General features: G+C 65.6%; 26 protein-coding genes. 8 read left to right on the forward strand and 18 right to left on the reverse strand.

Translation table 11 applies throughout. The features are described 5' to 3' along the window. Positions 1–2 precede the first annotated feature (2 nt). Together hisN and FMZ75_RS14700 are read right to left on the reverse strand one after the other, a co-directional pair. Positions 3–842, reverse strand: coding sequence for a histidinol-phosphatase (hisN, locus tag FMZ75_RS14695; protein ID WP_108918508.1), 840 nt, complete (start codon positions 840–842; stop codon positions 3–5). Positions 843–862: 20 nt separating this feature from the next. Then, positions 863–1786, reverse strand: coding sequence for an N-formylglutamate amidohydrolase (locus FMZ75_RS14700; RefSeq protein WP_166143827.1), 924 nt, complete (start codon positions 1784–1786; stop codon positions 863–865). Positions 1787–1998: 212 nt separating this feature from the next. On the opposite strand from FMZ75_RS14700, the gene cpdR reads away from it, so the two are divergent. Together cpdR and rpmE are read left to right on the forward strand one after the other, a co-directional pair. Then, positions 1999–2373: a cell cycle two-component system response regulator CpdR gene (gene cpdR, locus FMZ75_RS14705; protein WP_108918517.1), complete on the forward strand. Its 375-nt coding sequence runs from the start codon at positions 1999–2001 to the stop codon at positions 2371–2373. A 97-nt stretch (positions 2374–2470) separates the two neighbouring features. Further along, positions 2471–2701, forward strand: a complete 231-nt coding sequence (gene rpmE / locus FMZ75_RS14710) for a 50S ribosomal protein L31 (RefSeq protein ID WP_108918516.1) — start codon at positions 2471–2473, stop codon at positions 2699–2701. A 109-nt stretch (positions 2702–2810) separates the two neighbouring features. Here rpmE and FMZ75_RS14715 read toward each other — a convergent pair whose 3' ends face one another. Both FMZ75_RS14715 and FMZ75_RS14720 read right to left on the reverse strand, forming a co-directional pair. Next, a complete protein-coding gene (locus tag FMZ75_RS14715) occupies positions 2811–3347 on the reverse strand; it encodes a DUF1465 family protein (RefSeq protein ID WP_246728988.1) in 537 nt (178 codons plus the stop codon). A gap of 340 nt (positions 3348–3687) precedes the next feature. Then, a complete protein-coding gene (locus FMZ75_RS14720) occupies positions 3688–3900 on the reverse strand; it encodes a hypothetical protein (RefSeq protein ID WP_166143832.1) in 213 nt (70 codons plus the stop codon). A 209-nt stretch (positions 3901–4109) separates the two neighbouring features. Between FMZ75_RS14720 and FMZ75_RS14725 the strand changes: the two genes are divergently transcribed. Further along, positions 4110–4901: an inositol monophosphatase family protein gene (locus tag FMZ75_RS14725; protein WP_108918505.1), complete on the forward strand. Its 792-nt coding sequence runs from the start codon at positions 4110–4112 to the stop codon at positions 4899–4901. A gap of 2 nt (positions 4902–4903) precedes the next feature. Then, a complete protein-coding gene (locus FMZ75_RS14730; protein WP_142864429.1) occupies positions 4904–5395 on the forward strand; it encodes a GNAT family N-acetyltransferase in 492 nt (163 codons plus the stop codon). Between the two features lie 6 nt (positions 5396–5401). On the opposite strand, the gene pyk is transcribed toward FMZ75_RS14730, so the two are convergent. Continuing rightward, a complete protein-coding gene (gene pyk, locus FMZ75_RS14735; RefSeq protein ID WP_108918515.1) occupies positions 5402–6835 on the reverse strand; it encodes a pyruvate kinase in 1434 nt (477 codons plus the stop codon). A gap of 45 nt (positions 6836–6880) precedes the next feature. Continuing rightward, a complete protein-coding gene (locus tag FMZ75_RS14740; protein WP_108918503.1) occupies positions 6881–7306 on the reverse strand; it encodes a DUF1036 domain-containing protein in 426 nt (141 codons plus the stop codon). Between the two features lie 288 nt (positions 7307–7594). On the opposite strand from FMZ75_RS14740, the gene FMZ75_RS14745 reads away from it, so the two are divergent. Next, the gene (locus FMZ75_RS14745) at positions 7595–10126 is read left to right on the forward strand and encodes a hypothetical protein (protein WP_166143835.1); all 2532 of its coding nucleotides are present in this window, start codon (positions 7595–7597) and stop codon (positions 10124–10126) included. Between the two features lie 29 nt (positions 10127–10155). On the opposite strand, the gene hemB is transcribed toward FMZ75_RS14745, so the two are convergent. Continuing rightward, positions 10156–11181 (reverse strand): porphobilinogen synthase, encoded by a 1026-nt coding sequence (hemB, locus tag FMZ75_RS14750; protein WP_166143837.1) that lies wholly within the window; start codon positions 11179–11181, stop codon positions 10156–10158. Between the two features lie 327 nt (positions 11182–11508). On the opposite strand from hemB, the gene FMZ75_RS14755 reads away from it, so the two are divergent. Beyond that, positions 11509–11919 carry a hypothetical protein gene (locus tag FMZ75_RS14755; RefSeq protein ID WP_166143840.1) on the forward strand — a complete coding sequence of 137 codons (411 nt, stop codon included), beginning with the start codon at positions 11509–11511 and terminating at the stop codon, positions 11917–11919. A gap of 205 nt (positions 11920–12124) precedes the next feature. Here FMZ75_RS14755 and FMZ75_RS14760 read toward each other — a convergent pair whose 3' ends face one another. From FMZ75_RS14760 to gatC, 8 genes are all read right to left on the reverse strand, one after another. Then, positions 12125–12484 (reverse strand): histone, encoded by a 360-nt coding sequence (locus FMZ75_RS14760; RefSeq protein ID WP_108918499.1) that lies wholly within the window; start codon positions 12482–12484, stop codon positions 12125–12127. After that, complete coding sequence (locus FMZ75_RS14765; RefSeq protein WP_166143842.1) at positions 12459–12785, reverse strand: hypothetical protein; 327 nt, start codon at positions 12783–12785, stop codon at positions 12459–12461. The genes FMZ75_RS14760 and FMZ75_RS14765 overlap by 26 nt, the downstream gene beginning before the upstream one ends. A 357-nt stretch (positions 12786–13142) precedes the next feature. Beyond that, positions 13143–14615, reverse strand: a complete 1473-nt coding sequence (gene gatB / locus FMZ75_RS14770) for an Asp-tRNA(Asn)/Glu-tRNA(Gln) amidotransferase subunit GatB (protein ID WP_166143844.1) — start codon at positions 14613–14615, stop codon at positions 13143–13145. A gap of 153 nt (positions 14616–14768) precedes the next feature. After that, on the reverse strand, positions 14769–15332 hold the full coding sequence (locus FMZ75_RS14775) for a DUF4276 family protein (RefSeq protein ID WP_166143846.1): 564 nt from the start codon (positions 15330–15332) through the stop codon (positions 14769–14771). Beyond that, entirely contained in the window at positions 15329–16516 is a 1188-nt protein-coding gene (locus tag FMZ75_RS14780) for an AAA family ATPase (RefSeq protein WP_207783450.1), read from the reverse strand. The genes FMZ75_RS14775 and FMZ75_RS14780 overlap by 4 nt, the downstream gene beginning before the upstream one ends. A gap of 66 nt (positions 16517–16582) precedes the next feature. Beyond that, positions 16583–16927 carry a chorismate mutase gene (locus FMZ75_RS14785; RefSeq protein ID WP_166143848.1) on the reverse strand — a complete coding sequence of 115 codons (345 nt, stop codon included), beginning with the start codon at positions 16925–16927 and terminating at the stop codon, positions 16583–16585. Continuing rightward, positions 16924–18423, reverse strand: coding sequence for an Asp-tRNA(Asn)/Glu-tRNA(Gln) amidotransferase subunit GatA (gatA, locus tag FMZ75_RS14790; protein ID WP_166143851.1), 1500 nt, complete (start codon positions 18421–18423; stop codon positions 16924–16926). Before gatA ends, FMZ75_RS14785 begins: the two co-directional genes overlap by 4 nt. A 75-nt stretch (positions 18424–18498) precedes the next feature. Beyond that, positions 18499–18786, reverse strand: coding sequence for an Asp-tRNA(Asn)/Glu-tRNA(Gln) amidotransferase subunit GatC (gene gatC / locus FMZ75_RS14795; protein ID WP_166143853.1), 288 nt, complete (start codon positions 18784–18786; stop codon positions 18499–18501). Positions 18787–18923: 137 nt separating this feature from the next. On the opposite strand from gatC, the gene ruvX reads away from it, so the two are divergent. Next, a complete protein-coding gene (ruvX, locus tag FMZ75_RS14800; RefSeq protein ID WP_024880149.1) occupies positions 18924–19406 on the forward strand; it encodes a Holliday junction resolvase RuvX in 483 nt (160 codons plus the stop codon). Between the two features lie 10 nt (positions 19407–19416). Here ruvX and FMZ75_RS14805 read toward each other — a convergent pair whose 3' ends face one another. After that, positions 19417–19917: a hypothetical protein gene (locus tag FMZ75_RS14805; RefSeq protein ID WP_166143855.1), complete on the reverse strand. Its 501-nt coding sequence runs from the start codon at positions 19915–19917 to the stop codon at positions 19417–19419. Between the two features lie 573 nt (positions 19918–20490). Here FMZ75_RS14805 and FMZ75_RS14810 point away from each other — a divergent pair. Then, complete coding sequence (locus FMZ75_RS14810; RefSeq protein WP_142864422.1) at positions 20491–20694, forward strand: hypothetical protein; 204 nt, start codon at positions 20491–20493, stop codon at positions 20692–20694. Between the two features lie 21 nt (positions 20695–20715). Here FMZ75_RS14810 and dprA read toward each other — a convergent pair whose 3' ends face one another. Then, positions 20716–21984 carry a DNA-processing protein DprA gene (gene dprA, locus FMZ75_RS14815; protein WP_166143858.1) on the reverse strand — a complete coding sequence of 423 codons (1269 nt, stop codon included), beginning with the start codon at positions 21982–21984 and terminating at the stop codon, positions 20716–20718. Continuing rightward, complete coding sequence (gene plsY / locus FMZ75_RS14820) at positions 21981–22577, reverse strand: glycerol-3-phosphate 1-O-acyltransferase PlsY (RefSeq protein ID WP_142864420.1); 597 nt, start codon at positions 22575–22577, stop codon at positions 21981–21983. The genes dprA and plsY overlap by 4 nt, the downstream gene beginning before the upstream one ends. Positions 22578–22698 lie beyond the last annotated feature (121 nt).

A 22698-nucleotide genomic window follows, 5' to 3' on the forward strand; every position in this document is an offset into this window, starting at 1 on the left:
GGTCATCCCGCAGAGAGCGCCCGCATCGCGGCCTCATGCACGCGTCTGTCGCCCGCGGCGATGATCGCGCCGCCCTGCGCGGCCGGGCCGCCGTCCCAAGTGGTGACGACGCCACCCGCGCCTTCGACGATCGGGATCAGCGCGACAATGTCGTAAGGGTTGAGATTGGTCTCGATGACCAAATCCACATGTCCGGCGGCCAGCGCGCAATAGGCGTAGCAATCGCCGCCATAGCGCGAGAGCCGAGTTTGCGCCTCCACTCGGAAAAAATCATCGCGGAGGCGCTCGTCGATGAGCCTCGGCGAGGTGGTCATCAATGTCGCCTCGGCGAGCGTGGCGCAGGGGCGCGTCTGCAGCTTGCGACGCTCCTCGGTCGGCGCGGGCGGCTGCGCCTTCCAGCTGGGCTCGACATGGTGATGTCGCGCCGGCCCGCGCCAATAGGCGGCCTCGCCATCGCCGGAGAAGCGTTCGCGCGTGAAGGGCTGGTGCATAAGCCCGTAGCAGGGCCGGCCGCGATGCTGGAGGCCGATGAGCGTGCCCCACAGCGGCAGGCCGCAGATGAAGCTCTTGGTGCCGTCTATGGGATCGAGCACCCAGACATATTCGGCGTCGGCGCGGAGATCGCCGAATTCCTCGCCGATGATTCCATGGCTCGGAAAGGTCGACTCGATGAGCCGTCGCATGGCGATCTCGGCGGCGCGATCGGCCTCCGTCACCGGATCGAAGGCGCCGCCGGGGGCTTTGTCCTCCGCCGCGAGGCTGGTGCGAAAAAAGGGCAGGATCGCCTCGCCGGAGGCGTCGGCGAGGCGTTCGACGAATTTCTCGAAATCGACGGCGGTCATTGCCTCTCCGGGCGGTGAGATTATTCGGCGGCGGCGCGCTGCTCGCGCGGGCCGAAGGTCTGCGTCAGCAGCCGGACGATCTCGCCGAGCCGGGAGGCCAGCAGATCGAAATCGAGATTGCGGCGCAGATCGGCCTCGTTCATGTAGAGATTGCGCGAAATTTCGATCTGCACCGCGTGCCAGCCGGCGCCCGGCTTGCCGTAATGCTCGGTGATATAGCCGCCGGCATAGGGCCGATTGCGCTGCACATGATAGCCCCATTGCCGCAAACGCGCCTCCAGGGCTTCGACGATGTCCCCCGAGCAGCTCGCGCCGAAACGATCGCCGAGCACGAAATCCGGCTTGCGCTTCTCGCCGCGGCCGGCGGCGCTCTCCTTGGCGACGCTGGAGGGCATGGAGTGGCAGTCGACGAGCAGCGCCGCGCCGAATTTGTCGCGGGCGCGCTCCATCAGCGAGCGCAGAGCCGCGTGGTAGGGCTTGTGCAGGCTCTCGATGCGATGCAGCGCCTCGGCCACGCGCAGGCGGCCGGAATAGATCTCGCGGGCGTCGGCGACGACGCGAGGAATGGCGCCGAGGCCCGCCGCCACGCGCAGCGACCGCGTATTGGCGAATTCGGGCAGCGCATCCTCGAACATGCGCGGGTCGAGCTCATAGGGCTCGCGGTTCAGATCGAGAAAGGCGCGCGGGAAATTGGCTTTGAGCAGCGGCGCCCCGAGCGTCGGCGCGAGGGCGAAGAGCTCGTGCACATGCGCGTCTTCCGAGCGGCGCAGGCTCGAAATGTCGAGCCGCGAGCTGGCGAGGAAGCTCGCCGGATAGATGTCGCCGGAATGCGGCGAGGAGAACACCAGCGGCGAGGAGAGCTCGGCGGGCTCGACCAGCTCGAACGGAACATGGAACTCGGGATCGGCGGGCGTGGGGCTCGCGGCCCGCTCGTCATTGCTCATCGTCGGCGCCTCATCGCTCTCACTCTCGTCGCCCTCCGCCCACGCACCTATCGAGGTCGAGCAGCATAGACTTTTCGGCGCGCATATTCCCGAAAATTTCGGTTCATGCGAAACAAGGGCCAGAATTTCCCGGCAGGGCGTGAGCGGGTCCTTATTTTCACCCGATTTTTACCCAGATGCGCCCTTATGTCATAGAACATGCGAGGAGCGATATGACCGACAAGATTGCCGCAAAAATCCTGCTGGCGGAGGATGACACCGATATGCGCCGCTTTCTTGTGCGCGCGCTGCAGACGGCCGGCTTCTCGGTGACGTCCTTCGACAATGGGCTCTCCGCCTATGACCAGCTCCGCGTGGAGCCGTTCGAGCTGCTGCTCACCGATATCGTCATGCCGGAGATGGACGGCATAGAGCTCGCGCGCCGCGCCACCGAGCTCGACCCCGACATAAAGGTGATGTTCATCACGGGCTTTGCGGCCGTCGCTCTCAATCCCGACAATCAGGCCCCGCGCCAGGCGAAAATCCTCTCCAAGCCTTTCCACCTCAAGGACCTCGTCAACGAGGTGCAGCGCCTGCTCGCCGCCTGACAGATCCACGCGCCGCGCGCTTGCTCCTTTGCGCGCCATGCGCTATGAGCGCCGCCAAACGCCGGCGTCGGCGCGGCTCTCATTTCGAGGAATGACGATGAAAAAGGAAATCCATCCCGACTATCACACGATCAGGGTCGTGATGACCGACGGGTCGGAATATTTCACCCGCTCGACCTGGGGCTCCGAGGGCGACACGCTCAATCTCGACATCGACCCCAAGACGCATCCGGCCTGGACCGGCGGCTCCGCGCAGTTGCTCGACCGCGGCGGCCGCCTGTCGCGCTTCAACTCGCGCTTCGGCAATATGTCTTTCGGCAAGAAGTGAGCGCCCGGCCGACGCCGGCGCCATAAAAAAAGCCGCGCTTCGAGCGCGGCTTTTTTCGTTTGAAAGCGTCTCCAGCCGAAGCGGACGCCGGTTGGACGATTCCGAGCCCTCAAAGGCCTGGAGCGAAGGCGTTGCGCAGGCGCCGGAGCTGCGCCTCGACCGGACTCTCCGCGCGATTTGGCTGATAGCCCGCCTCGGACCCGTAGATCAGCTGATCGAGATGGATCACGCGCGCCTGCAGGCGCAGCGAGTGAATGGCGAGGTCGCGCAACTTCTGCGGCAGATGGGCGAAGACGTCCGGGTTCGACGCCAGCTCCTGCTGCGACAGCCGCACCTTGTGCTTGTCGCTCGCGGCCTGGGCTCTCGTGATTTCGCCCTGATTGACCGCCCGCTGCAGCAGCAGCCAGGAGGCGATCTGCATCAGCCGCGTCGTCAGCCTCATGCTTTCGGCCGCATAAGCGAGCGCCTCCGGGCGCGGCAGCGATTTGGCGTCGTCCCGGCCGGCGCCGTCGAGATAGCCGGCCGCCTCCTCGACCAGCGCCATGCCCTCGCGAAACATGGCCCCAAAGGCCTCAGACCCGGCCAGCTTCTCCACGAAGGAGACCGTCGTCTGAACGCTTCCCACCGAATCCGACGCTTGCCCCATCATACGACGCTCTCGAACGCTCGAACGGCGGCGATCGATACGCGCCGCTCCAATGGATCCCTATGTAACGCAAAAATGCGGGGCGCGCCTTATTAGGTTTTGCTTAACCTTAATCTTCGAGTCCGTACGTAATATACCTCGGTTCACGGTGAGCGGCGCGCTCGCGCGGCCGCCGCGGCCCGCTCGCTGCAAGGCCGCCAATGCTGATGCAGAATATTAGATCAGCTGTTTAAATAAATGAAATATCCAGCTTTATCGACCTGCTTTAACCGTCGCTCGAACACTCCGCCGTTCCGAGGCGAAGCACAGTTGAAAAGCCGTCATATGTTCGTCGCTCAGCTCAAGTTCTCACAGTTTTGCCGGAGGTCTGTGGCGCGGCTGCGCGCTCGGCCCCGGCGACCCTTCGTCCGAGGCCGGCCTCGAGGGAGGCGACGCAGAGCGCGGCGATCGCCAACATCAGACCGACGCGCAGCAATTGGCCTTTCGAGGGAGTCGGTCGGCCGCTCCGCGCGCCGCCTTTCGTCTCGACGATGTCCACAGTTTCGAACGGCATGGGCATAATCTCCATCGACGCGGCCGAAGGCCTCACTCTGGCAAAACAGCGCTTTCGAAACGGTGAAGGCCACGACAGGCGTCGCCGGCAGGGTTTATCGCTGGTTAAAGCCGGGACGACGAATGCGCATGATGCTTGACGCGCCCGCCGCCGGCCTGTCATTTGAGGCCTCGCCCCTCCTCCCCCCACGCGATTTTCCTCAGGACTCCATGATCCGCTCCGCTTTGATGAACGTCATGACTGCCGCAGCCATAAAGGCGGGGCGCAGCCTGAAGCGCGACTTCGGCGAGGTCGAGAATCTGCAGGTGTCCGTGAAGGGCCCCGGCGATTTCGTCTCGGCCGCCGACCGCCGCGCCGAGAAGATCGTCTTCGAGGAATTGTCGCGCGCCCGTCCGGGCTACAGCTTTCTCATGGAGGAGAGCGGCGCCGTCGAGGGCAGCGACAAGACCCACACCTGGCATATCGATCCTCTGGACGGCACCTCCAACTTCCTCCACGGCATTCCCGTTTTCGCAGTGTCGATCGGGCTCGAGCGGGAGGGCCAGCTCGTCGCCGGCGTCGTCTATAATCCGGCGACCGACGACATGTTCGTCGCAGAGAAGGGTCAGGGCGCCTATTTCAACAATCGGCGCATGAGGGTCGCCTCGCGCAAGGGGCTGAGCGACTCGCTCGTCGCCTGCGGCATCCCACCCCTCGCCGCGGTCGCCCGCCACGCCCGTTTCCAGACGGAGCTCGCCGCCGTCATGGCCAAGACCGGAAATATTCGCCGCATGGGCGCGGCCGCGCTCGATCTCGCCTCGGTCGCCGCCGGCCGCTGCGACGGCTATTGGGAGCGCGGCATCAAGCCCTGGGACATAGCCGCGGGAATCGTGCTGGTGCGCGAGGCCGGCGGCTTCGTCAGCGATCTCGACGGCGGCTCCGACATGCTGCCCAAGGGCGCGATCTGCGCCGGCAATGAGGCGATCCACCGCCTCTTGCTCGACACTGTGCGCAAGGCCTGAGCATGAGCGGCGGCGGACCGATCATCGCCCCGCGCATCGTCGCGCGTCGGGATTCGGACTGGCCGGCGCTTCTCGATCTCTGGGTCGCCGCCTGGCGGACGACCTATGCGGACATTGATTTCGAGGCGCGCCGCGACTGGCTGCGGGATCGCCTCGTCCAGCTCGAGCGCGGCGGCGCGCAAACGCTGCTGCTGCTCGAAGGCGCCGGGCGCGCGCTCATCGGCTTCGTCACTGTCGATCCGCGAACGCATTGGCTCGACCAGCTCTGCGTGCGCCCGGACCGTTTCGGCTCCGGCGCCGCGGAGGCGCTGATCGAGGCGGCGCGCAGCCTCTCGCCCGCGCGGCTGCGGCTCGACGTCAATCAGGACAATAGACGCGCCGTCGCCTTCTACGAGCGCGAGGGCTTCATGCGCATCGCCGAAGGCGGGCCGAGCCTCTCGGGCCGGCCCACCTCGATCATGGAATGGACAACGGACGGCGCGCCGAAGTCCTGAGCGGGCTCAGACCCCGCCCTCCTCGCCGACCAGCGCGAGCCGCACCATATTGGTGGCGCCCGGCGAGCCGAAGGGCATTCCCGCGACAATGATGACGCGATCGCCCGGCGAGGCGAAGCCCTCGCGGAGGGAATTGACGCAGGCGCGGTCGACCATATCCTCGACGTCGCGGGCGTCCTGAGTCTCGAGCGCATGGACGCCCCACACCAGCGCCAGCCGGCGCGCGGTGTCACGATTGGGCGTCAGCGCCAGAATCGGCGGCCGCGGCCGCTCGCGGGCGATGCGCAGCGCCGTCGCGCCGGAGGCGGTCCAGGCGCAAATAGCCATGGAGTCGAGCGTCTCGGCCACATCGCGGGCGGCGACGGCGATTGCGTCGGCGGCGGTCGGATTGGGCGGCGCATTGCGCTGGGCGTTGAGGATGGAGCGATAGACCCCGTCGGTCTCGACCTCTTCCGCGATGCGGCTCATCGTGGCCACGGCCTCGATCGGATATTGGCCGGCGGCGCTCTCGGCCGAGAGCATGACGGCGTCGGCGCCCTCATAGACGGCGGTGGCGACGTCGGAGACCTCGGCGCGGGTCGGCAGCGGAGCCAAAATCATCGATTCCAGCATCTGAGTCGCCACCACGACGGGCTTGCCGAGACGGCGCGCCGCGCGAGTGATTCGCTTCTGCAGGCTCGGCACTTTCTCGAGCGGCACTTCGACGCCGAGATCGCCGCGCGCCACCATCAGCGCATCGGCGTGCTCGATGATTTCGTCGAGCCGCGCGATGGCCTGCGGCTTCTCGATCTTGGCCATGACCAGCGCGCGCGAGCCGACGACGCGCTTGACCTCGAGCACATCCTCGGCGCGCTGCACGAAGGAGATCGCCACCCAATCGACGCCCTCGATCAGCGCCGCGTCAAGATCGGCGCGGTCCTTGGGCGTCATCGAGGTGATCGGAATATCCGTGTCCGGCAGGCTCACGCCCTTGCGATTGGAGACGCGGCCGCCGATGTCGACGACGGCGCGGGCCATGACGTCCGACGTCTCGACCACATGCAGCCGCACCTTGCCGTCGTCGATCAGAATGGCGTCGCCGACCTTCAGCGCCTGCAGAATCTCGGGATGCGGAAGCTGCACGCGGGTCGCGTCGCCCGGCGTCGGATCGGCGTCGAGCAGGAAATGATCGCCCTTGCGCAAATGCACCGGCCCGTCTGCGAAGGCGCCGATGCGCAGCTTGGGTCCCTGCAAATCGACCAATATGCCGATGGCGCGGCCGGTCTCGGCCTCGATCTCGCGGATCATGCGCACATAGGCGGCGAGCCCGGCATGATCGGTGTGGCTCATATTGATCCGAAACACATCGGCGCCGGCCGTCGACAGGCCAGCCACGACGGTCTTCTCGACGCTCGCCGGACCGAGCGTCGCGATGATCTTCACGCGCCGCAACCTTCTCATTTTCTCGCCCAATCCTCTTTTGTCAGAGCCGCGCGGCCATCCTCGTCATTGCGTCGAGGACGGCGTCGGATCGGTGAGCTGCACCGTCCAGTTCTTGGCGTCGCGCCCTGTGTCTATCTCGAAGAATCCCGTGCGGTCGAAGCCGCGCGCGAAACAATCGTCCCGCCCATCGATGCGAAACTCGTGATCGCGCGTGCACATGAACGCCTTGCCCTTCCACTCTCCGCCGCGCTCGTCCATCGCATATACGTAGTAGTACTGCGCCGCGAGTGGTCCGCGCAACAAAGTCTCGCAGGCGGAGGCGTGCAAATTCCACCACCCTTCCGACAGCCAATTGCGTCCATCCGTATAGGCCAAGGCCACGCTCACCCTGCTGGTCGTGTTGTTGCACAGGCGAAAATCCGCCCTCGCCGCGGATATAGCGCAAAGACAACACGAAATGATCACAAGGCGAGTCGTGCGGCCGGACATAGGAAAAGACAGTCGCGAGAGAGATCGAAGAGCGGCGACGCGGGCCGGCGGCCCGGCGCTCACACAGCCAAACCACGGGACGGCCGCTTTGTCTACCCCGACCTAGCCGCCCGACCGAACCGCCCGACGAACCGCCCGAGCCGAGCCGAACCGGCGGACCGAGCCCCGCCGCGCCGCGCGCCGCGGGCGTGACCGTCTTGTCACCGTCGCGGCCTAGCGTAAACTTCGAGACAGGATTTCCTGCGGAACCGTCGTGGTTCCGACAAGATTTTTTCGATGGAGCGCATCATGTCGCAATTGCTCGAGACGAAAACAGAGCTTCACCAGGAGGTCGCGCCGCCGGCCCCGCAATGGAAGACGGACTTCTACTGGATAATGCGCATTCTCTGGGCCTGCCGGGTGAGCGTCGCCAGCGCGCTGGCCGGCCTGCTGCTCTTCGGCCTCGTCGATCAGGCGCAAAATCTCTTCGCCGACCGCTCCTTCGACGCCTTGTTCTACGGCGCGCATTATTGGCTCTCGGTCTTCGCCGCGATATTCCTGGTCTGGGCTTTTCCGGTCCATTACGGCGCGCGCCGCGTGCTCGACGACGCCGATTCGGCATGGATGATCCCCTATCTGCTGCGCGTCGAGATGCGCGACAACGACATTCGTTCGGTGCGCGACCATGTTCATCGACGCTTCGGCCGCGTCATTTCCTGGACGCCGCGACTTCTCGGGCTCATACCGTTCATCGCCGTGGCGCTCGGCCTCATGGGCGCGCAGGCCTCGATCGAGAACGCCGCCATTCTGCAAGAGGCGACGGCGACGCGCGATCAGATCAATGCGCTGCTGGCGCTCGACGCGGCTGCCGCCGCCGCTTTCGTCCTTTTTGTCGTCAAACGCCGGCATATCGCCAAATTCATCGGCGCCAACATGGATTTGCGCCTGCTGACCTCCGTCTCTCTGCACGCCACCATGGCGGTTTTCGTCTCGGCGCTGATCTGGCCGTTCTTCTTGTCCGATCATGCGCCGCGCGCGCTGCTGGTTCCCTTTCTGCTCGGCAGCCTGGTGCTGGGCGCGAGCTGGCTGGTGCGCAAGGGCTATGAGACAGGCCGCCCACTGCTGCTGATCGCGGTCCTGTTCGCCGCCGCGATCACGGCCGCGAACACACGTCTCGACGATGTGCGCACCCTGCCCGAGCCCCTGCCCGTGACAGCCGGCGCGCCGGCCAAGGAGGAGCGGCAGATCGACATCGCCGCGGCGGTGAAAAATTGGAAAGCCGCCAATGGCTGCACCGAGACGGAATGCCCGCCAGCGCTCATCGTCGCGGCGGAAGGCGGCGCGAGCCGCGCCGCCTATATGGCGGCGACAGTCATCGGCCATTTGATCGATCGCGACGGCGATCTCCACGACGCGCCAACGCTGACCTCGCCCGGACGTCGCGTCTTCGCTTTCTCCGGCGTCTCCGGCGGCGCCTTCGGCTCGGCGATTTTCCGCGCCGCTCTCGCCGACGTCGCGGAAAAAGGCGTGGCGACGCCGCCCTGCGTCAATACGGCGCGCGTCTGGGTCGGCGCCCATGAGGGCCGCGATCCGACGGTGAGCTGGCGCAATTGTCTGCAATTGCTGGTCGCCGGCGATTATCTCTCGCCGGCTTTCGTCGGCCTCGGCTTTCGCGACAATTTCTCGCCGCGCAAATTTTTCGTGGGCGAGGAGAGCTGGATGGAGGATCGCGCCGCTCTGCTCGAGAAATCCTGGGAGCGTCACTATGATTTCGTGACCAACCCCGCCTATAAAAACGACTATTGGACCGGCGAACTGATCCAGACCGGCGAGCCCTGCGCCAATGGCGCCGCGACTGGCATGTGCCGCAAATTGGGCTATGCGCGGGCGACGCCGGCCGGCAAATGGGCGCCGCTGCTGCTGCTCAACGGCACGTCGGTGGACAGCGGAGCGCGCATCATCGGAACCGATCTCGTTTCGACGCGCCCCGCCCCGGCGACCAATTCGCGCGCGCCGCTCTATCCCGCCGCCTATGATTTCTTCGAGATGATCTCGACGCCCTGCAAATCGCCGCGGGGCGATATGTGCCCCGCGGCCGCGCAGGGCGACAAGGACGTCGCGGCGCTGCGCGACGGCCCCGACATTCTTCTCTCCACCGCGGCGCTGCTCAGCGCGCGCTTCCCCGTCATCTCGCCGGCGGGAACGCTGCGCGCCAAGAATGATGCGACGCATGGCGACCGCATCGTCGACGGCGGCTATTTCGACAACGCCGGCCTCGCCTCGGCGCTCGATGTGGCGCGCGCGCTCAAGAATGAGGGGATCACACCGCTGATCCTCTGGGTGCAGAACGATCCTGTGGGCGCGCTGACCGACAACACGCTGCCGCCCCGCGCGGCGGGGACGCCGCGGCTCGGCGCGACGGGAGTCGGCTTCGTTTCGGATCTCTTCGGCCTCGTCGCCGCGCCGGTCGACGCTCTGCTGGCGACGCGCGCCGGCCATGCAGCGGAACAGGCCGCGCTGGCGCAGCGCAGCCTCGTCGAGATGAACGCCGACACCGACCGCTACGCCGGCGACATGACCGCGAGCTTCTTCCAGATCGGCGTACGCGTGCAGCCCGTGCTGGTCGCCGACGGCGGCGACGATCCGCTGCTCGACAAGACATGCGCGCGCTTCAAGGGCCAGACCTTGTCCATGTCCAAGGTCTCGATGAGCTGGTGGCTGTCGCAATCGGTGCAGGCCGATCTCGACGCGCAGCTCTGCGACAAGACCAATCGTCAGAGCCTGAAGGATCTCATCACGCGGCTGAAGCAGAAGCTGCCGCTGGTGAAGGCCGAATGGTGAAGGCCGAGTGGTGACGGGCGGCCGCGGCGTCAGCCGCGGCGCAGCAGAGCGGCGGCGCGCGGCGCGTAATAAGTGAGAACGCCGGCCGCGCCCGCGCGCTTGAAGGCGGTGAGGCTCTCCATCATCGCGCGCTCGCCGTCGAGCCAGCCATTGGCGACGGCGGCCTCGATCATCGAATATTCGCCCGACACCTGATAGGCGAAGGTCGGCGCATGAAAGGCGTCGACGACGCGGCGCACAATGTCGAGATAAGGCATTCCCGGCTTGACCATCACCATATCGGCGCCCTGCTCGAGATCGAGCGCCACTTCGCGCAGCGCCTCGTCGCTGTTGGCGGGGTCCATCTGATAGGTCCGCTTGTCGCCGCGCAGAGTCTTATTGGTGCCGATGGCGTCGCGGAACGGCCCATAGAAGGCGGAGGCGTATTTGGCGGCGTAGCTCATGATCTGGACGCTCTCGAAGCCTTCGGCGTCGAGAGCGGCGCGGATCGCGCCGATGCGGCCGTCCATCATGTCCGAGGGCGCGATGATATCGGCGCCGGCGCGCGCCTGATTGACCGCCTGCGCCGCCAGCACGGCGACGGTCTCGTCATTGACGATCTCATCGCCGACCAGCAGCCCGTCATGACCGTGGCTCGTATAGGGGTCGAGCGCGACATCGGTGATGACGCCTATGCCCGGAACCGCTCGTTTGATCGCGCAGCAGGCGAGGCAGACGAGATTTTCCGGATCGAGCGCGGCCGAGCCATGCGGATCGCGCAACGCCGGATCGGTGTTGGGAAAGAGCGCCACCGCCGGCACGCCGAGCGAGGCCGCCTCCTCGATCGCCTCCAGCGCCGTGTCGATCGAATAGCGATAGACGCCGGGCATGGATGCGATCGGCTCGCAGCGCCCTGCCCCATCGAGCAGAAACAGCGGCCAGATGAGATCGTCGGCGGAGAGTCGCGTCTCGCGCACGAGACGGCGCGCCCATTCGCTCTTGCGATTGCGGCGCGGGCGCGCGGCGAGCGCGAGCCGAGCGGAAGAGGCGGCGAGCTTGTTTTCAGGAGAATCCATATCGACCTCCAGCGCGGCCCGTGGGAGCCGAAACCGCGGCGAGAGCGCTCTGCACCGAACGGAAACGAGAGCGTTGTTCGATCCAATTGGATCGAACAACGCTGTAACACGCTGCTCGCAACAATGGGAAGACCGCGAAACAAGCCGCGAAATCGCCCAACATTGACGCCCCGCAGCGTTCCGGTCTAGAGCGTTTCCAGCCGAAGTGGACACCGGTTCGGCGTTGGAAACGCGTCAAAACAAAAGGCCTAGAGTCTTTCCGCGTTTCAATGAAACACGGAAAGACTCCCAGAGCCGTCGTCACACGCGACGCATCGATGGGAGCCGATGGCTGAACGAGTGATCGCAAGAGAGCCCGGCGCTTCCTCTCGGCGGCGGAGCGCCTATGCGGCGATCCTCGCCTCGCTATGCGCATTCGCGACCCTGGCCGTGGCCGCGCCTCGGCCGATGCCATCCGCCGATCGTCCGCAACAGGCGGCGCGCCGCGCGCCGCGCGCGCCCACGCCCCCGAAGCGTCCGCCCGAGCAGCGCGCGCCGCAGCCGCCGGCGATGGAGGCGCCGCCGGCCATGCCGCAGGAATTGCCGCCACTCGACACATCGACGCCGCCGCCATCGCTGCCGCGCGCCTCGCGCGAGCGTATGCGCCAATGCGCGACGCAATGGATGAAGATCAGGCAGGAAGGTCGAACGGCGGGAACGAGCTGGCGCGAATTCGCGACGCGTTGCCTGACCCGTTGACGGCCTGAAGCCGCATCTCCCGCCGAAACAGCGCGCCGGAAACAGTGGGCGCCGACTAGCAGAGCGCGCCGGAGAGAGATCGCGCGCCGAGGGTCGAGAGAAGCGCGGGCCGAGCCGGCCCGGGCGACAGAATGGCTGCGAAACGCGTTCACGATGCGAGAGTTCGACTGCGCATGGCGAACGCGTTTCGTCCGCGGGTCTTTCGTCAGACCGCTTCCGAGCTTTCCGGCGCCGGAGGAGTCTCCTTGGGCTTGCGCGGAGCGCGACGCTTGACTGGCGCCTTGCGCACAGCCTTCTTCGTCGCGGTCTTCTTCGTAGCGGTGCGCTTCTTCGTGGCGACGCGCTTCTTCGTCGCAACGCGCTTCTTCGTCGCCGTCTTGCGCGTGGTCTTGCGAGCGACCTTCTTCGAAGCGGCCTTGCGCGCGACCTTCCGCGTGGCCTTCTTGGCGGCGGCCTTCTTGGTCGCGGCTTTCTTGGTCGCCGCTTTCTTGGTCGCAGTCTTACGAGCACCCTTCTTCGCGGCCGCCTTTTTCGCAGGCTTACGCTTCGTCGTTGGTTTCGCCATCTTCAGTCCCCTTGATCCATATCGTCGGAATGTCGCTATGACCGACAATAGGCGGCAATAGCGTAACGTGGTTAAATAGTCGTTCAAGTGGCGCTTTCACGAATTGCTCGCGAAAACGATGTCGCAAATCGCGAAACAAGCGCGAATGCGCCATGCGCGCGACGTCGAAGCGCGCATCGACGAAGCGCGCGACGCCGCGCATTCGCGGCGTGAAGACAATGATCCCGGCCATATCCGAAAAGCGCGTCGTGCAATGGCGAAGCTGCATCTTCGTCGCCGCGACACGCCGCGCGCGGCCCATGAGGAAACCATTCAATCTATTGTTTTTCTTCAAAAACTAGGACGCGTGCGATCTCGATACCGACATGCGCGCGACAACGCCCGCGTGACCGAAGGAGATTTCGCGCATTCGTTTCATGCTGTCGCCGACGCTCTCTCGTCGATCCGATCGCGAGTCTCGACGCATGTGCGAGGACCTCGGCGCCGCGCTTCGCGCAGCCGTCGCGCACGCTCCGGCGGCGTCGCGGAACGCATGAAAAAAAATTGTGCGCAGCGCGCGCGATGGCCTTCGCGAAAGCCTCGCTGCGGCCTTCGCGCGGAGTCGATTCGATCGAATCGACTCCGTCGTGATTCGAGTTTCGGCTATATCGGAAGCGTCTCAGACGCCGAGACGGCTCTTCAGCAGATCATTGACGGCTTGCGGATTGGCTTTGCCGCCCGTCGCTTTCATCACCTGGCCGACGAACCAGCCGAGCATGGTCGGCTTCGCCTTGGCTTGCGCGACCTTGTCCGGATTGGCGGCGATGATCTCGTCGATCGCCTTCTCGATCGCGCCGGTGTCCGTCACCTGCTTCAAGCCGCGCGTCTCGACGATCTCGCGCGGATCGCCGCCTTCCTGCCAGACGATCTCGAACAGATCCTTGCCGATCTTGCCCGAGATGACGCTGGTGGAGATGAGATCGACGATCGCGCCGATCGCCTGCGCGGACACGGGCGAACGCGTAATGTCGAGCCCCTCCTTGTTGAGGCGGCCGAACAGCTCGTTGATCACCCAATTGGCGACGAGCTTGGCGTCGCGGCCTTTCGCCGCCTCCTCGAAGAAGTCCGCGCTCGCGCGCTCGGCGACGAGCACGCCGGCGTCATAGGGCGGCAGGCCGTAATCGGCGACGAAGCGCGCGCGCTTCTCGTCCGGCAGCTCCGGCAGTTCGACCTTCAGCGCGTCGACATAGGCCTGATCGAATTCCAGCGGCAGCAGATCGGGGTCCGGGAAATAGCGATAGTCGTGCGCCTCCTCCTTGGAGCGCATGGAGCGCGTCTCGCCCTTGCCGGGATCGAAGAGGCGCGTCTCCTGAGCGATGACGCCGCCGTCCTCGAGAATGCCGATCTGGCGGCGCGCCTCCACCTCCACCGCCTGGCCGATGAAGCGGATGGAGTTGACGTTCTTGATCTCGCAGCGCGTGCCGAAGGGCGCGCCGGGCTTGCGCACGGAGACGTTCACGTCGGCGCGCAGCGAGCCCTGCTCCATATTGCCGTCGCAGGAGCCGATATAGCGCAGAATGGTGCGCAGCTTGGAGACATAGGCGCGCGCCTCCTCCGCCGAGCGAATGTCCGGCTTGGAGACGATCTCCATCAGCGCGACGCCGGAGCGGTTGAGGTCGACATGGCTCTCGGTGGCGGAAAGGTCGTGGATGGACTTGCCGGCGTCCTGCTCGAGATGCAGACGCTCTATGCCGACGGTGATGCGCTCGCTGGGCGTCACATCGACGATGACCTCGCCCTCGCCGACGATCGGATGCTTGTACTGGGAAATCTGATAGCCCTGCGGCAAGTCGGGATAGAAATAATTTTTCCGATCGAACACGGAACGCAGATTGATCTGCGCCTGAAGGCCGAGGCCGGTGCGAATGGCCTGCTTGACGCATTCCTCATTGATGACCGGCAGCATTCCCGGCATGGCGGCGTCGACGAGCGAGACATGGTCGTTGGGCTCGCCGCCATATTCCGCGGAAGCGCCGGAGAAGAGCTTGGCCTTGCTCGTCACCTGGGCGTGAATCTCCATGCCGACGACGACTTCCCAGTCGCCGGTCGCGCCTTTGATGAGTTTGGACGGAGTGGCGTTTGTAGTCGTCATCCTACTTCCTCGAAATCGAACTGCGCTGGCCTGCGCCAGCTCCCCGGCTCCTGCGTGTTATATAAGCAAAAGCCGTGCGCCGCGATAAGGCGTCTCGACAGATGCGTCGGCCGAGACACGGTTAAGCATAGGCTACCGGGCCGCCATGCTCGTTCAACCTGGCAGCGGTAGAGACGAGATTCGCGCGATCCCTTCTACCAGAGCTCGAAAGCTGGGGGACCGATTGCTCCCATAGGAAAGCCGCTCCGCCATCCTGCGCGCTCCGTCAGTCTTCTGGAAAGCGGGATAGAGCCGGATGAGTTCTTTCGACGGTTTCGCAATCGCGTCTGGATCACGGTAGCCTACTCGCGCCGCCTGCCGACGCAGAGCCGGCGCGCTGAAGACATCCGCGAAGGCTTCCAGATCGCCGAAATACCAAGCTTCCAACTCCTGGCACACGATACGAACCAAGGTGTCTTCGCGTCCAGCCTCCGCGCACATCTTCGAGAGCGACGCCTTCAAGGCTTTGCAGTCCTTGCCATCGCCGTCGCGGAGGACGACGAAATGGTCGTCTGGACGGTTCCATGCTCGCAGCTTTCTCGGCAGGCTTTTTTCCAGATCGCTCTTTCCTTCATGCTTGATACAGAGAATGTCGAGCGTGGGAAACAGTCTCGGAAGAAGACCTTCGAGCAGAACTTTGATCGAAGGCTCCTCCAAAAGGAAAACAAGTCGGCTCATCGAGGGTGAGCCCCCTCGAAAAGCCCTTGCTTCCACAGCGCTCCCGGCAGATCCCCCTCCTCGACGAGCCTGACGAGCTGCGAGTCGTCGGACGCCCTCCGGACGTTCGTGAAGCCATCGTTCTTCACGAGCCAAAATATCTCCTCGAGACGAGCGCCGTTCAGGAAGTCCGGCGAGTGCGTGGAGACGAAAACCTGTCCGCCTCGTTCGGCATAGACCCTGAATTCTTCGATCAACTCGATCATCAGCTCCGGGTAGAGCTGGTTCTCCGGCTCCTCGACCGCGAGCAGCGGAAATGGCTTCGGGTCGTAGAGCAGCACCAGATAGGCGAACATTTTGATCGTGCCGTCCGACACATATCTGGCGATGAAAGGGTCCTTGAAGCTGCCGTCCTTGAAACGCAGGACGAGACGACCGTCCTCGGTCGGACGCGCCTCGACGCCGGCGACGCCCGGCACGCGCCGCTTCATTGCGTCGAGCACCTTGTCGAAACGGTCACGATGATGCTCGTAGAGATATTGGGCCACCTGAGCGACATTCTCGCCGCGCGTGGACAAATGCTCCGCCTCGCCGGCCTCCATGCTCGGTCGCGCGTCCGCGATGTGGAAGTCGGAAACATACCAGCTCTCGATCAGGCTGCGGAATTCTGAGACGACCCGAAACTCACGAAACTGGCCCAGCCCTTTGATGGCGAGGACGCTCGGATCATCCAACTCGTAATATTTACGGACTTCCTGTGCGCCAGCCTCGCCATATGCCGACTCATTTGTGATCGCAGCTCCGCGCCCTCGGGAAAAATCGACAAAATGCCACGGTTGCCCATATTGGCCGCGGCGAAACTTCAAAATTTCGCGTTCGACGACTGCGCGACCGCCGTCGACTGCAATATGCAAATCATAGGTGGCGAGCCGTCCACCGCTTTCCCGAAACTTCACGGTAATCGCGATAGGACCCTTCTCTCCTCTGCTCACCAACTCGTTGAAGCCGCCTCGTCGCGTGACGGCGGTCGCGACGTTCTGAGTGAGCGCCTCCTTCAAGAAGCTGAATACATCGAACAGGGTCGACTTGCCGGATCCGTTCGCGCCGACGACGACGGTCAAACGAGCAAGATCGGAGAACTTCACATCTTTGAAAAGACGATAGTTTTTTATCTCCAGCGACTCGATCTGCATCGGCTGCGACATTGCTTGATCCTCAGCGCCGGCCAACGGGACGAATGTCGCCGATAGTATCGGACTCCTGCGCCGGCGCTACTCGGCATTCCGTCCGGTTGTTCCCTGCTCGCGATCGCCCATCAGCCGCTCTTCATAGCCGATCGACCATTCGATCAGCGCGCGCCAAAGCGCTTGCCCCAGTTCGACATCGAGCCCCTCGCGCTGCGACGCCGCGGCGACGCGCGCCAGCACTTCATCCACCCGCTCCGGCACGCGCGCGGGAATGCCGAGCGAGGGTTTCACCGCCGCGGCGCGCTCGATGTGGCGCTGGCGGCGCGCCAGTAGAGCGACGAGCTCGTCGTCGAGCGCGTCTATGGTGGCGCGCACGTCCGACATTTCGTCGCGCGGTTCGAGCTTTGCGGCCTCTGCTCTGCGCGTCATATCGCCTTCGTCCACCAGGGCTGCGGGAAATCGATCTTCGGCGCCGCGCTCTCCAGCGCCGCGGCGAGCGAGAACAAGGTCGCCTCGTCGAAGGGGCGGCCGATGAGCTGCAGGCCGAGCGGCAATCCGTCGGCGCCGAGACCGCCCGGCACCGCAATGCCCGGCAGGCCGGCCATGTTCACCGTCACGGTGAAAATGTCGTTCAAATACATTTCAACCGGATCGGCCGCGCCCTTCTCGCCTTGCGCGAAAGCGGTCGAGGGCGTCGCCGGCGTCAGCACGGCGTCGACGCCGGCCGCGAAAGCCTCGTCGAAGTCGCGCTTGATGAGGCTGCGGATCTTCTGCGCCCGCACATAATAGGCGTCGTAATAGCCGTGCGAGAGCACATAGGCGCCGATCATCACGCGACGGCGCACCTCGGCCCCGAAGCCTTTGGCGCGCGTCTTCTCATACATGTCGGCGATGTCGCGGCCCTTCTCGCGCAGGCCATAGCGCACGCCGTCATAGCGCGCGAGATTGGAGGAGGCCTCCGCCGGCGCGATGATGTAATAGGCCGGCAGCGCGAAACGCGTATGCGGCAGGGAAATCTCGACGATCTCGGCGCCCGCGTCGCGCAGCCAGGCGACGCCCTGGTCCCAGAGCGCATTGATCTCGGCGCCGCCGCCGATACGATATTCCTTCGGGATGCCGATGCGGCGGCCCTTCACCGAGGCGCCGATCGCCGCCTCATAATCGGGAACCGGCGCATCGACGCTGGTCGTGTCCTTGGGATCATGGCCCGCCATGGAGCGCAGCATGATCGCCGCGTCGCGCACAGTGCGCGTGATCGGCCCCGCCTGATCGAGCGAGGAGGCGAAAGCGACAATGCCCCAACGCGAGCAGCGGCCATAGGTCGGCTTTATGCCGACAGTGCCGGTGAAAGCCGCCGGCTGGCGAATGGAGCCGCCGGTGTCCGTCGCCGTGGCGCCGAGCGCCAGTCGCGCGGCGACCGCGGCGGAGGAGCCGCCCGAGGAGCCGCCGGGAACGATCTTGGCGTCGTCGAAGCCATCGCCCTTCTTGCGCCGCCAGGGCGAGACGACGGGGCCGAAGGCGCTGGTCTCATTGGAGGAGCCCATGGCGAATTCGTCGAGATTGAGCTTGCCCAGCATCAGCGCGCCGTCGCGCCACAGATTGGCGGAGACGGTCGATTCATAAGTGGGCGTGAAATCGTCGAGGATGCGGCTCGCCGCCGTGGTGCGCACGCCTTTGGTGCAATAGAGGTCCTTAATGCCGAGCGGCAGGCCCTCGAGCGGGCGCGCCTCGCCGCGCGCGATGCGCGCGTCGCTGTCGCGCGCGGCTTCGAGCGCGAGCTCTGGCGTCTCGGTGAGAAAAGCATTGAGCGCGCGCGCTTTCTCTATCGCCTCTATATGGGCCTTGGTCAGCTCCGTCGCCGACAGCTTCTTCGCAACGAGCGCGTCGCGCGCCTCGGCGAGGGACAAATGCGTAGGATCGGACATGAATGCGTTTCGCTCGTTCGTGTCTTATTCAAAGGCCCGCGTCTGGCGGGCGTCGCTCGTCTTTGCGGAAGGCGTTTATTCCACGACCTTGGGCACGACGAAATAATGGTCGTCCTTTTCCGGCGCATTGGCCAGAATGGCGTCGGCGAAGCCGCCGTCGGTGACGACGTCCTGCCGTTTCTTCATTTGCATGGGCAGAACGGAGGTCAAAGCCTCGACGCCCGCGACATCGACGCTCGACAGCTCGGCGACGAAATCCAATATGGCGTTGAGCTCCGCGCCGAGGCGCTCGACCTCTTGGTCCTCGACGGCGATGCGCGCGAGATGGGCGATGCGGCGGACAGTCGCCTGATCGACGGACATTTTATGGAGCTCCGTTCCGACTTCGTCCCGCGCGCTATACCACTCGCGGCTTCGAGGGCGCAATGCGCGCGTCCGCCCGTGATGCAACGAGCGCGCCGGATTTCCAGAAAACCGCGCGACGTGCTAGGCGAATAGGCATGACCGCCGGACAAAAGACGCTCGAGGAGCTCGCCGCTCTGCTGCCACAAAAAAGCAGGCTGATCGGGCTCGATGTCGGCACGAAGACCGTAGGGCTCGCGCTGTCGGACGTCGAGCGCCGCCTCGCGACGCCGCTCGAGACGATCCGCCGCGTGAAATTCACCAAGGACGCCGAGCGGCTCGTCGCCTTGATCGCGCAGCATGAGATCGCCGCGCTGATCGTCGGCCTGCCGCTCAACATGGACGGCTCTGAAGGCCCGCGCGCGCAAGCGACGCGGGCCTTCATGCGCAATTTCGACGCGATGCGCCGAACGCCCTACGCCTTCTGGGACGAACGGCTTTCCACCGCCGCCGTCACCAGAGAGCTGCTGGCGCAGGACGTGTCGCGCGCCAAAAGGGCCGAGGTCGTGGATCGCATGGCCGCGGCCTATATTCTGCAAGGCGCCCTAGACAGGCTGGGGCGCCTCGCTACGGGAGGCTAGGACGACTGGCTCACCACCAGCCGCGACGCCCCCAGCCACCCCAGCCGCCACCCCAGCCGCCGCCCCAGCCGCCGCCGCCGAAGCCGATGTTCAGCGCGCCGCCGAGAAGACCGGCGCCGGCGCCGATGATGCCGGGTCCGGCGCCATAGCCATACCCATACCCATAGGACGGATACGCGTAGGTCGCCGCAACGACCGGCACGGCGACCGCAGTCGCCACCGGAGCCGCGACATAGGCCGTGCGGCGCTCATACAACGGATAGTAGGCGGTGCGGCGCTCGATGATGCGGCGCACATAGACCGTGCGATGCTCGATGCGACGCGGTGGGCAGTAATGGGCGGAACGGCCCTCGCGATGACGACGGTAATGAACCTCGTCCGTCGACGCCGGAAGCGACACGGACGCGACATTCGCCATGCCGACCGGTCCGGCCACCGCCGCGCCGGGCGCGGCGAAGCCGATCACGGCGCCAGCAGCGCCGAGCAGAGACAACTTCACAACCTTGCTCATGACCCAAGCCTCCTCGTGGCTCTCGCCCCCCTTTCCCGCCGCCCGAACCAGGCGGCCGGAACCTTTCGTCGCGGCGCGCGAGCACCGGCGCAGACGTTTCATCATGTAACGGCGGTCACGATGGCGCGGACGACCGGATGCGCCGGGAGGAGCGCGGTCGGTGAAGACAAGCCAACGCACATATCAGTCCCCCAACGCATCGGTCGCTCAAGTCGCGCCTCGAGAAAAATTCCAATTACGCCGCCGTTCCGATGGAAGAACAGCGGTCCAGGTGAAGGGGAACTAAGGCGCGCTTACTTTCCGTCCAGACCGTCGAGCGTCAAAAAAAACGCCCCGTTAACGCTGGTGTCGCCTGAGCGCGCCCGAAATATGAAAACTTTGAGTTGTATCTCGCCGAATTTCTTCGGCCGCCGCCACGGCGACGACCCTCCACGAAGGCTTGACAGCGAGCCCGACGGCGCGACGAAACGCGGCTCGGGCCTCGTTGACAATGCATCGTCAGCGAGGCATTTTACGACTATAGGTTGAAAATTCGAATTGCCGGCGCGCGCCTCGCGCCGAGGCGAGGAAAATATGTCCGACAGTCGAGACGTCATCCCCACACAGTCGGAAGCGACGATCGCGTCTCTCGCCAATTACATTGCCGAAATGGCGGGCGAGCTGGCGACGATGGCGAATCGGTCCGAGCTGACGATGCTCGCCTATTTCCTCAATCTGGCGCGTGTCGAGGCGGAGACGAAATCGCGCGAGGCGGCCGCCGTCGGCGACGGGCGCTGACGCGATCGGCGCGACGCGCGCTCACGCCAACGAGACGAGATTGGAGCCGTGTCGCACGAGACGTCCCGCGAGATCGAGCTCCAGCAACGCGGCGTTGACCTCGCGCGCGGGAAGCCCCGCCGCGTGCACGAGATCGTCGATCGCGACAGGCGCCGGGCCGAGCAACGCCGTGACGCGCGTCACCGGATCGACTGTGTCTGTCGTCTCGTCGTCCGTGGCCGGCTCTCCGTTTCGCGATGCGCTCTCGGCGGGCTCTGGAGCCACGGACACGAGAGCCACGGGCGCAGCGCGATCATGCGCGAAGGCGCTCGTTCGCTCCTGCAGCGAGAAGAGATCGTCCATCTCTTCCCAGAACGGCTCCTCGGCGGGCGCGTCCCCTTCGCCGAAGAGATCGCCCTGGCGCCCGGCGCCGGCGGCGAGCGCGCGCGTGACATCGTCCGGCCCGATGCAGAGAGTGGCGCCCTGGCGCAGGAGATCATTGGTCCCCTCGGCGCGCGGATCGAGCGGCGAGCCGGGAACGGCGAAGATTTCGCGGCCCTGCTCCATGGCGAAGCGCGCGGTGATGAGCGAGCCGGAGCGACGCGCCGCCTCCACCACGACGACGCCGCGCGACAGGCCCGAGACGATGCGGTTGCGACGCGGAAAATCGCGGCCGCGCGGCTCCCATTCGAGCGGCATTTCCGTCACCACGGCGCCGCCACGCGCGATGATCTCCTCGATCAGCGGCCGATGCTCGGAAGGGTATGGCCGCGAATGGCCGCCCGCGAGCACGGCGATGGTTCCCGCGGCGAGGCTCGCGCGATGGGCGGAGAGATCGACGCCGCGCGCGAGGCCGGAGACGATGACATAATTTTCGCGCGCGAGGCCCTGCGCGAGACGTTCGGCAAAAGTCAGTCCCGCGGCCGAGGCGTTGCGCGAGCCGACGATGGCGACGCAGGGACGCGACAAAATCTCCGCCGAGCCACGCAGCGCGAGCAGCGGCGGCGCCGCCTCGATCGCGCGCAACGGCGCGGGATAATCGGCGTCGCCGAGCGACACGAAACGAACGCCGAGCTGCTTCGCGCGCTCCATCTCCGCGCGCACGTCGTCCGGCTCGGCGATGCGGATCATTCGTCCATGGGCGGAGCGCGCGAGAAGAGCGGGAAGCGCCTCCAGCGCCGCCTGCGCGCCGCCGAATTTATTGACGAGCTGACGAAATGTGCGCGGCCCGACGTTCTCGGAACGTATCAGCCGCAGCCAATGAAAGAGCTGCTCCTCCGTCAATCGCGAAGCGGAGGACGGCTCGCTCATGCCTTCTGCCCGATGCGGCTCTCGCTGCCGGCGAGCAGGCGGCGGATATTGTCGCGATGCTTCCACCACAGCATCGCCGCCATTGCGGCGAAGACGATCGCCTCGCGGTGACGGCCGCCGGCTGCGAGAACGAGCGGCGAAGCCAGGCTCGCCGCGAGCGCCGAGAGCGACGAGTAACGGAACAGCGCCGCCATCGACAGCCACACGCCGGCGAAGGCGAGGCCCGCCGGCCAGGAGAGGCCGAACAGCGCGCCGAGAAATGTCGCAACGCCCTTGCCGCCGCGAAAGCGCAGCCAGACGGGAGCGATATGGCCGACGAAGGCCGCCGCGGCGGCGATTACGGCGCCGTCGGGCGCGATCATCCCGCCGACCAGCGCGGCGGCCGCGCCTTTCAATGCGTCGAGCAGCAAGGTCGCGGCGGCGAGATCCTTGCGCCCTGTGCGCAGCACATTGGTCGCGCCGATATTGCCCGAGCCGATGGAGCGAATATCCGTCGTCCCGGCGAGCCGCGTCAGCAGCAGGCCGAACGGGATCGAGCCGAGCAGATAGCCGACCGCCAGCGCGCCGAGTTCCGGAAATGAAAAGAACGCCAAGGAAAAAGACCCGCGTCGTGCGGCCGGCGCCTTTCGCCGAACGCGGCGCGCAAACTAGTCGAGCGCGCCGTTCCCCGCAAGACGACGAGCCGATCGACGAAAACCAGATCGAACTCGGCCG

It is taken from the genome of Methylosinus sp. RM1, assembly GCF_011378635.1.
GTDB classification, from domain to species: domain Bacteria; phylum Pseudomonadota; class Alphaproteobacteria; order Rhizobiales; family Beijerinckiaceae; genus Methylosinus; species Methylosinus sporium.

Coding starts and splice junctions, on each gene's coding strand:
- ruvX (WP_024880149.1), top strand. CDS start 18,924: ATGACCGCCGGACAAAAGACGCTCGAGGAGCTCGCCGCTCTGCTGCCA.
- dprA (WP_166143858.1), bottom strand. CDS start 21,984: ATGAGCGAGCCGTCCTCCGCTTCGCGATTGACGGAGGAGCAGCTCTTT.
- hisN (WP_108918508.1), bottom strand. CDS start 842: ATGACCGCCGTCGATTTCGAGAAATTCGTCGAACGCCTCGCCGACGCC.
- FMZ75_RS14745 (WP_166143835.1), top strand. CDS start 7,595: ATGTCGCAATTGCTCGAGACGAAAACAGAGCTTCACCAGGAGGTCGCG.
- cpdR (WP_108918517.1), top strand. CDS start 1,999: ATGACCGACAAGATTGCCGCAAAAATCCTGCTGGCGGAGGATGACACC.
- FMZ75_RS14780 (WP_207783450.1), bottom strand. CDS start 16,516: ATGTCGCAGCCGATGCAGATCGAGTCGCTGGAGATAAAAAACTATCGT.
- FMZ75_RS14720 (WP_166143832.1), bottom strand. CDS start 3,900: ATGCCGTTCGAAACTGTGGACATCGTCGAGACGAAAGGCGGCGCGCGG.
- FMZ75_RS14810 (WP_142864422.1), top strand. CDS start 20,491: ATGTCCGACAGTCGAGACGTCATCCCCACACAGTCGGAAGCGACGATC.
- FMZ75_RS14715 (WP_246728988.1), bottom strand. CDS start 3,347: ATGGGGCAAGCGTCGGATTCGGTGGGAAGCGTTCAGACGACGGTCTCC.
- FMZ75_RS14755 (WP_166143840.1), top strand. CDS start 11,509: ATGGCTGAACGAGTGATCGCAAGAGAGCCCGGCGCTTCCTCTCGGCGG.
- gatA (WP_166143851.1), bottom strand. CDS start 18,423: ATGTCCGATCCTACGCATTTGTCCCTCGCCGAGGCGCGCGACGCGCTC.
- pyk (WP_108918515.1), bottom strand. CDS start 6,835: ATGAGAAGGTTGCGGCGCGTGAAGATCATCGCGACGCTCGGTCCGGCG.
- FMZ75_RS14760 (WP_108918499.1), bottom strand. CDS start 12,484: ATGGCGAAACCAACGACGAAGCGTAAGCCTGCGAAAAAGGCGGCCGCG.
- FMZ75_RS14730 (WP_142864429.1), top strand. CDS start 4,904: ATGAGCGGCGGCGGACCGATCATCGCCCCGCGCATCGTCGCGCGTCGG.
- FMZ75_RS14785 (WP_166143848.1), bottom strand. CDS start 16,927: ATGACGCGCAGAGCAGAGGCCGCAAAGCTCGAACCGCGCGACGAAATG.
- gatB (WP_166143844.1), bottom strand. CDS start 14,615: ATGACGACTACAAACGCCACTCCGTCCAAACTCATCAAAGGCGCGACC.
- FMZ75_RS14725 (WP_108918505.1), top strand. CDS start 4,110: ATGATCCGCTCCGCTTTGATGAACGTCATGACTGCCGCAGCCATAAAG.
- FMZ75_RS14765 (WP_166143842.1), bottom strand. CDS start 12,785: ATGGGCCGCGCGCGGCGTGTCGCGGCGACGAAGATGCAGCTTCGCCAT.
- FMZ75_RS14775 (WP_166143846.1), bottom strand. CDS start 15,332: ATGAGCCGACTTGTTTTCCTTTTGGAGGAGCCTTCGATCAAAGTTCTG.
- gatC (WP_166143853.1), bottom strand. CDS start 18,786: ATGTCCGTCGATCAGGCGACTGTCCGCCGCATCGCCCATCTCGCGCGC.
- hemB (WP_166143837.1), bottom strand. CDS start 11,181: ATGGATTCTCCTGAAAACAAGCTCGCCGCCTCTTCCGCTCGGCTCGCG.
- FMZ75_RS14805 (WP_166143855.1), bottom strand. CDS start 19,917: ATGAGCAAGGTTGTGAAGTTGTCTCTGCTCGGCGCTGCTGGCGCCGTG.
- FMZ75_RS14740 (WP_108918503.1), bottom strand. CDS start 7,306: ATGTCCGGCCGCACGACTCGCCTTGTGATCATTTCGTGTTGTCTTTGC.
- FMZ75_RS14700 (WP_166143827.1), bottom strand. CDS start 1,786: ATGAGCAATGACGAGCGGGCCGCGAGCCCCACGCCCGCCGATCCCGAG.
- rpmE (WP_108918516.1), top strand. CDS start 2,471: ATGAAAAAGGAAATCCATCCCGACTATCACACGATCAGGGTCGTGATG.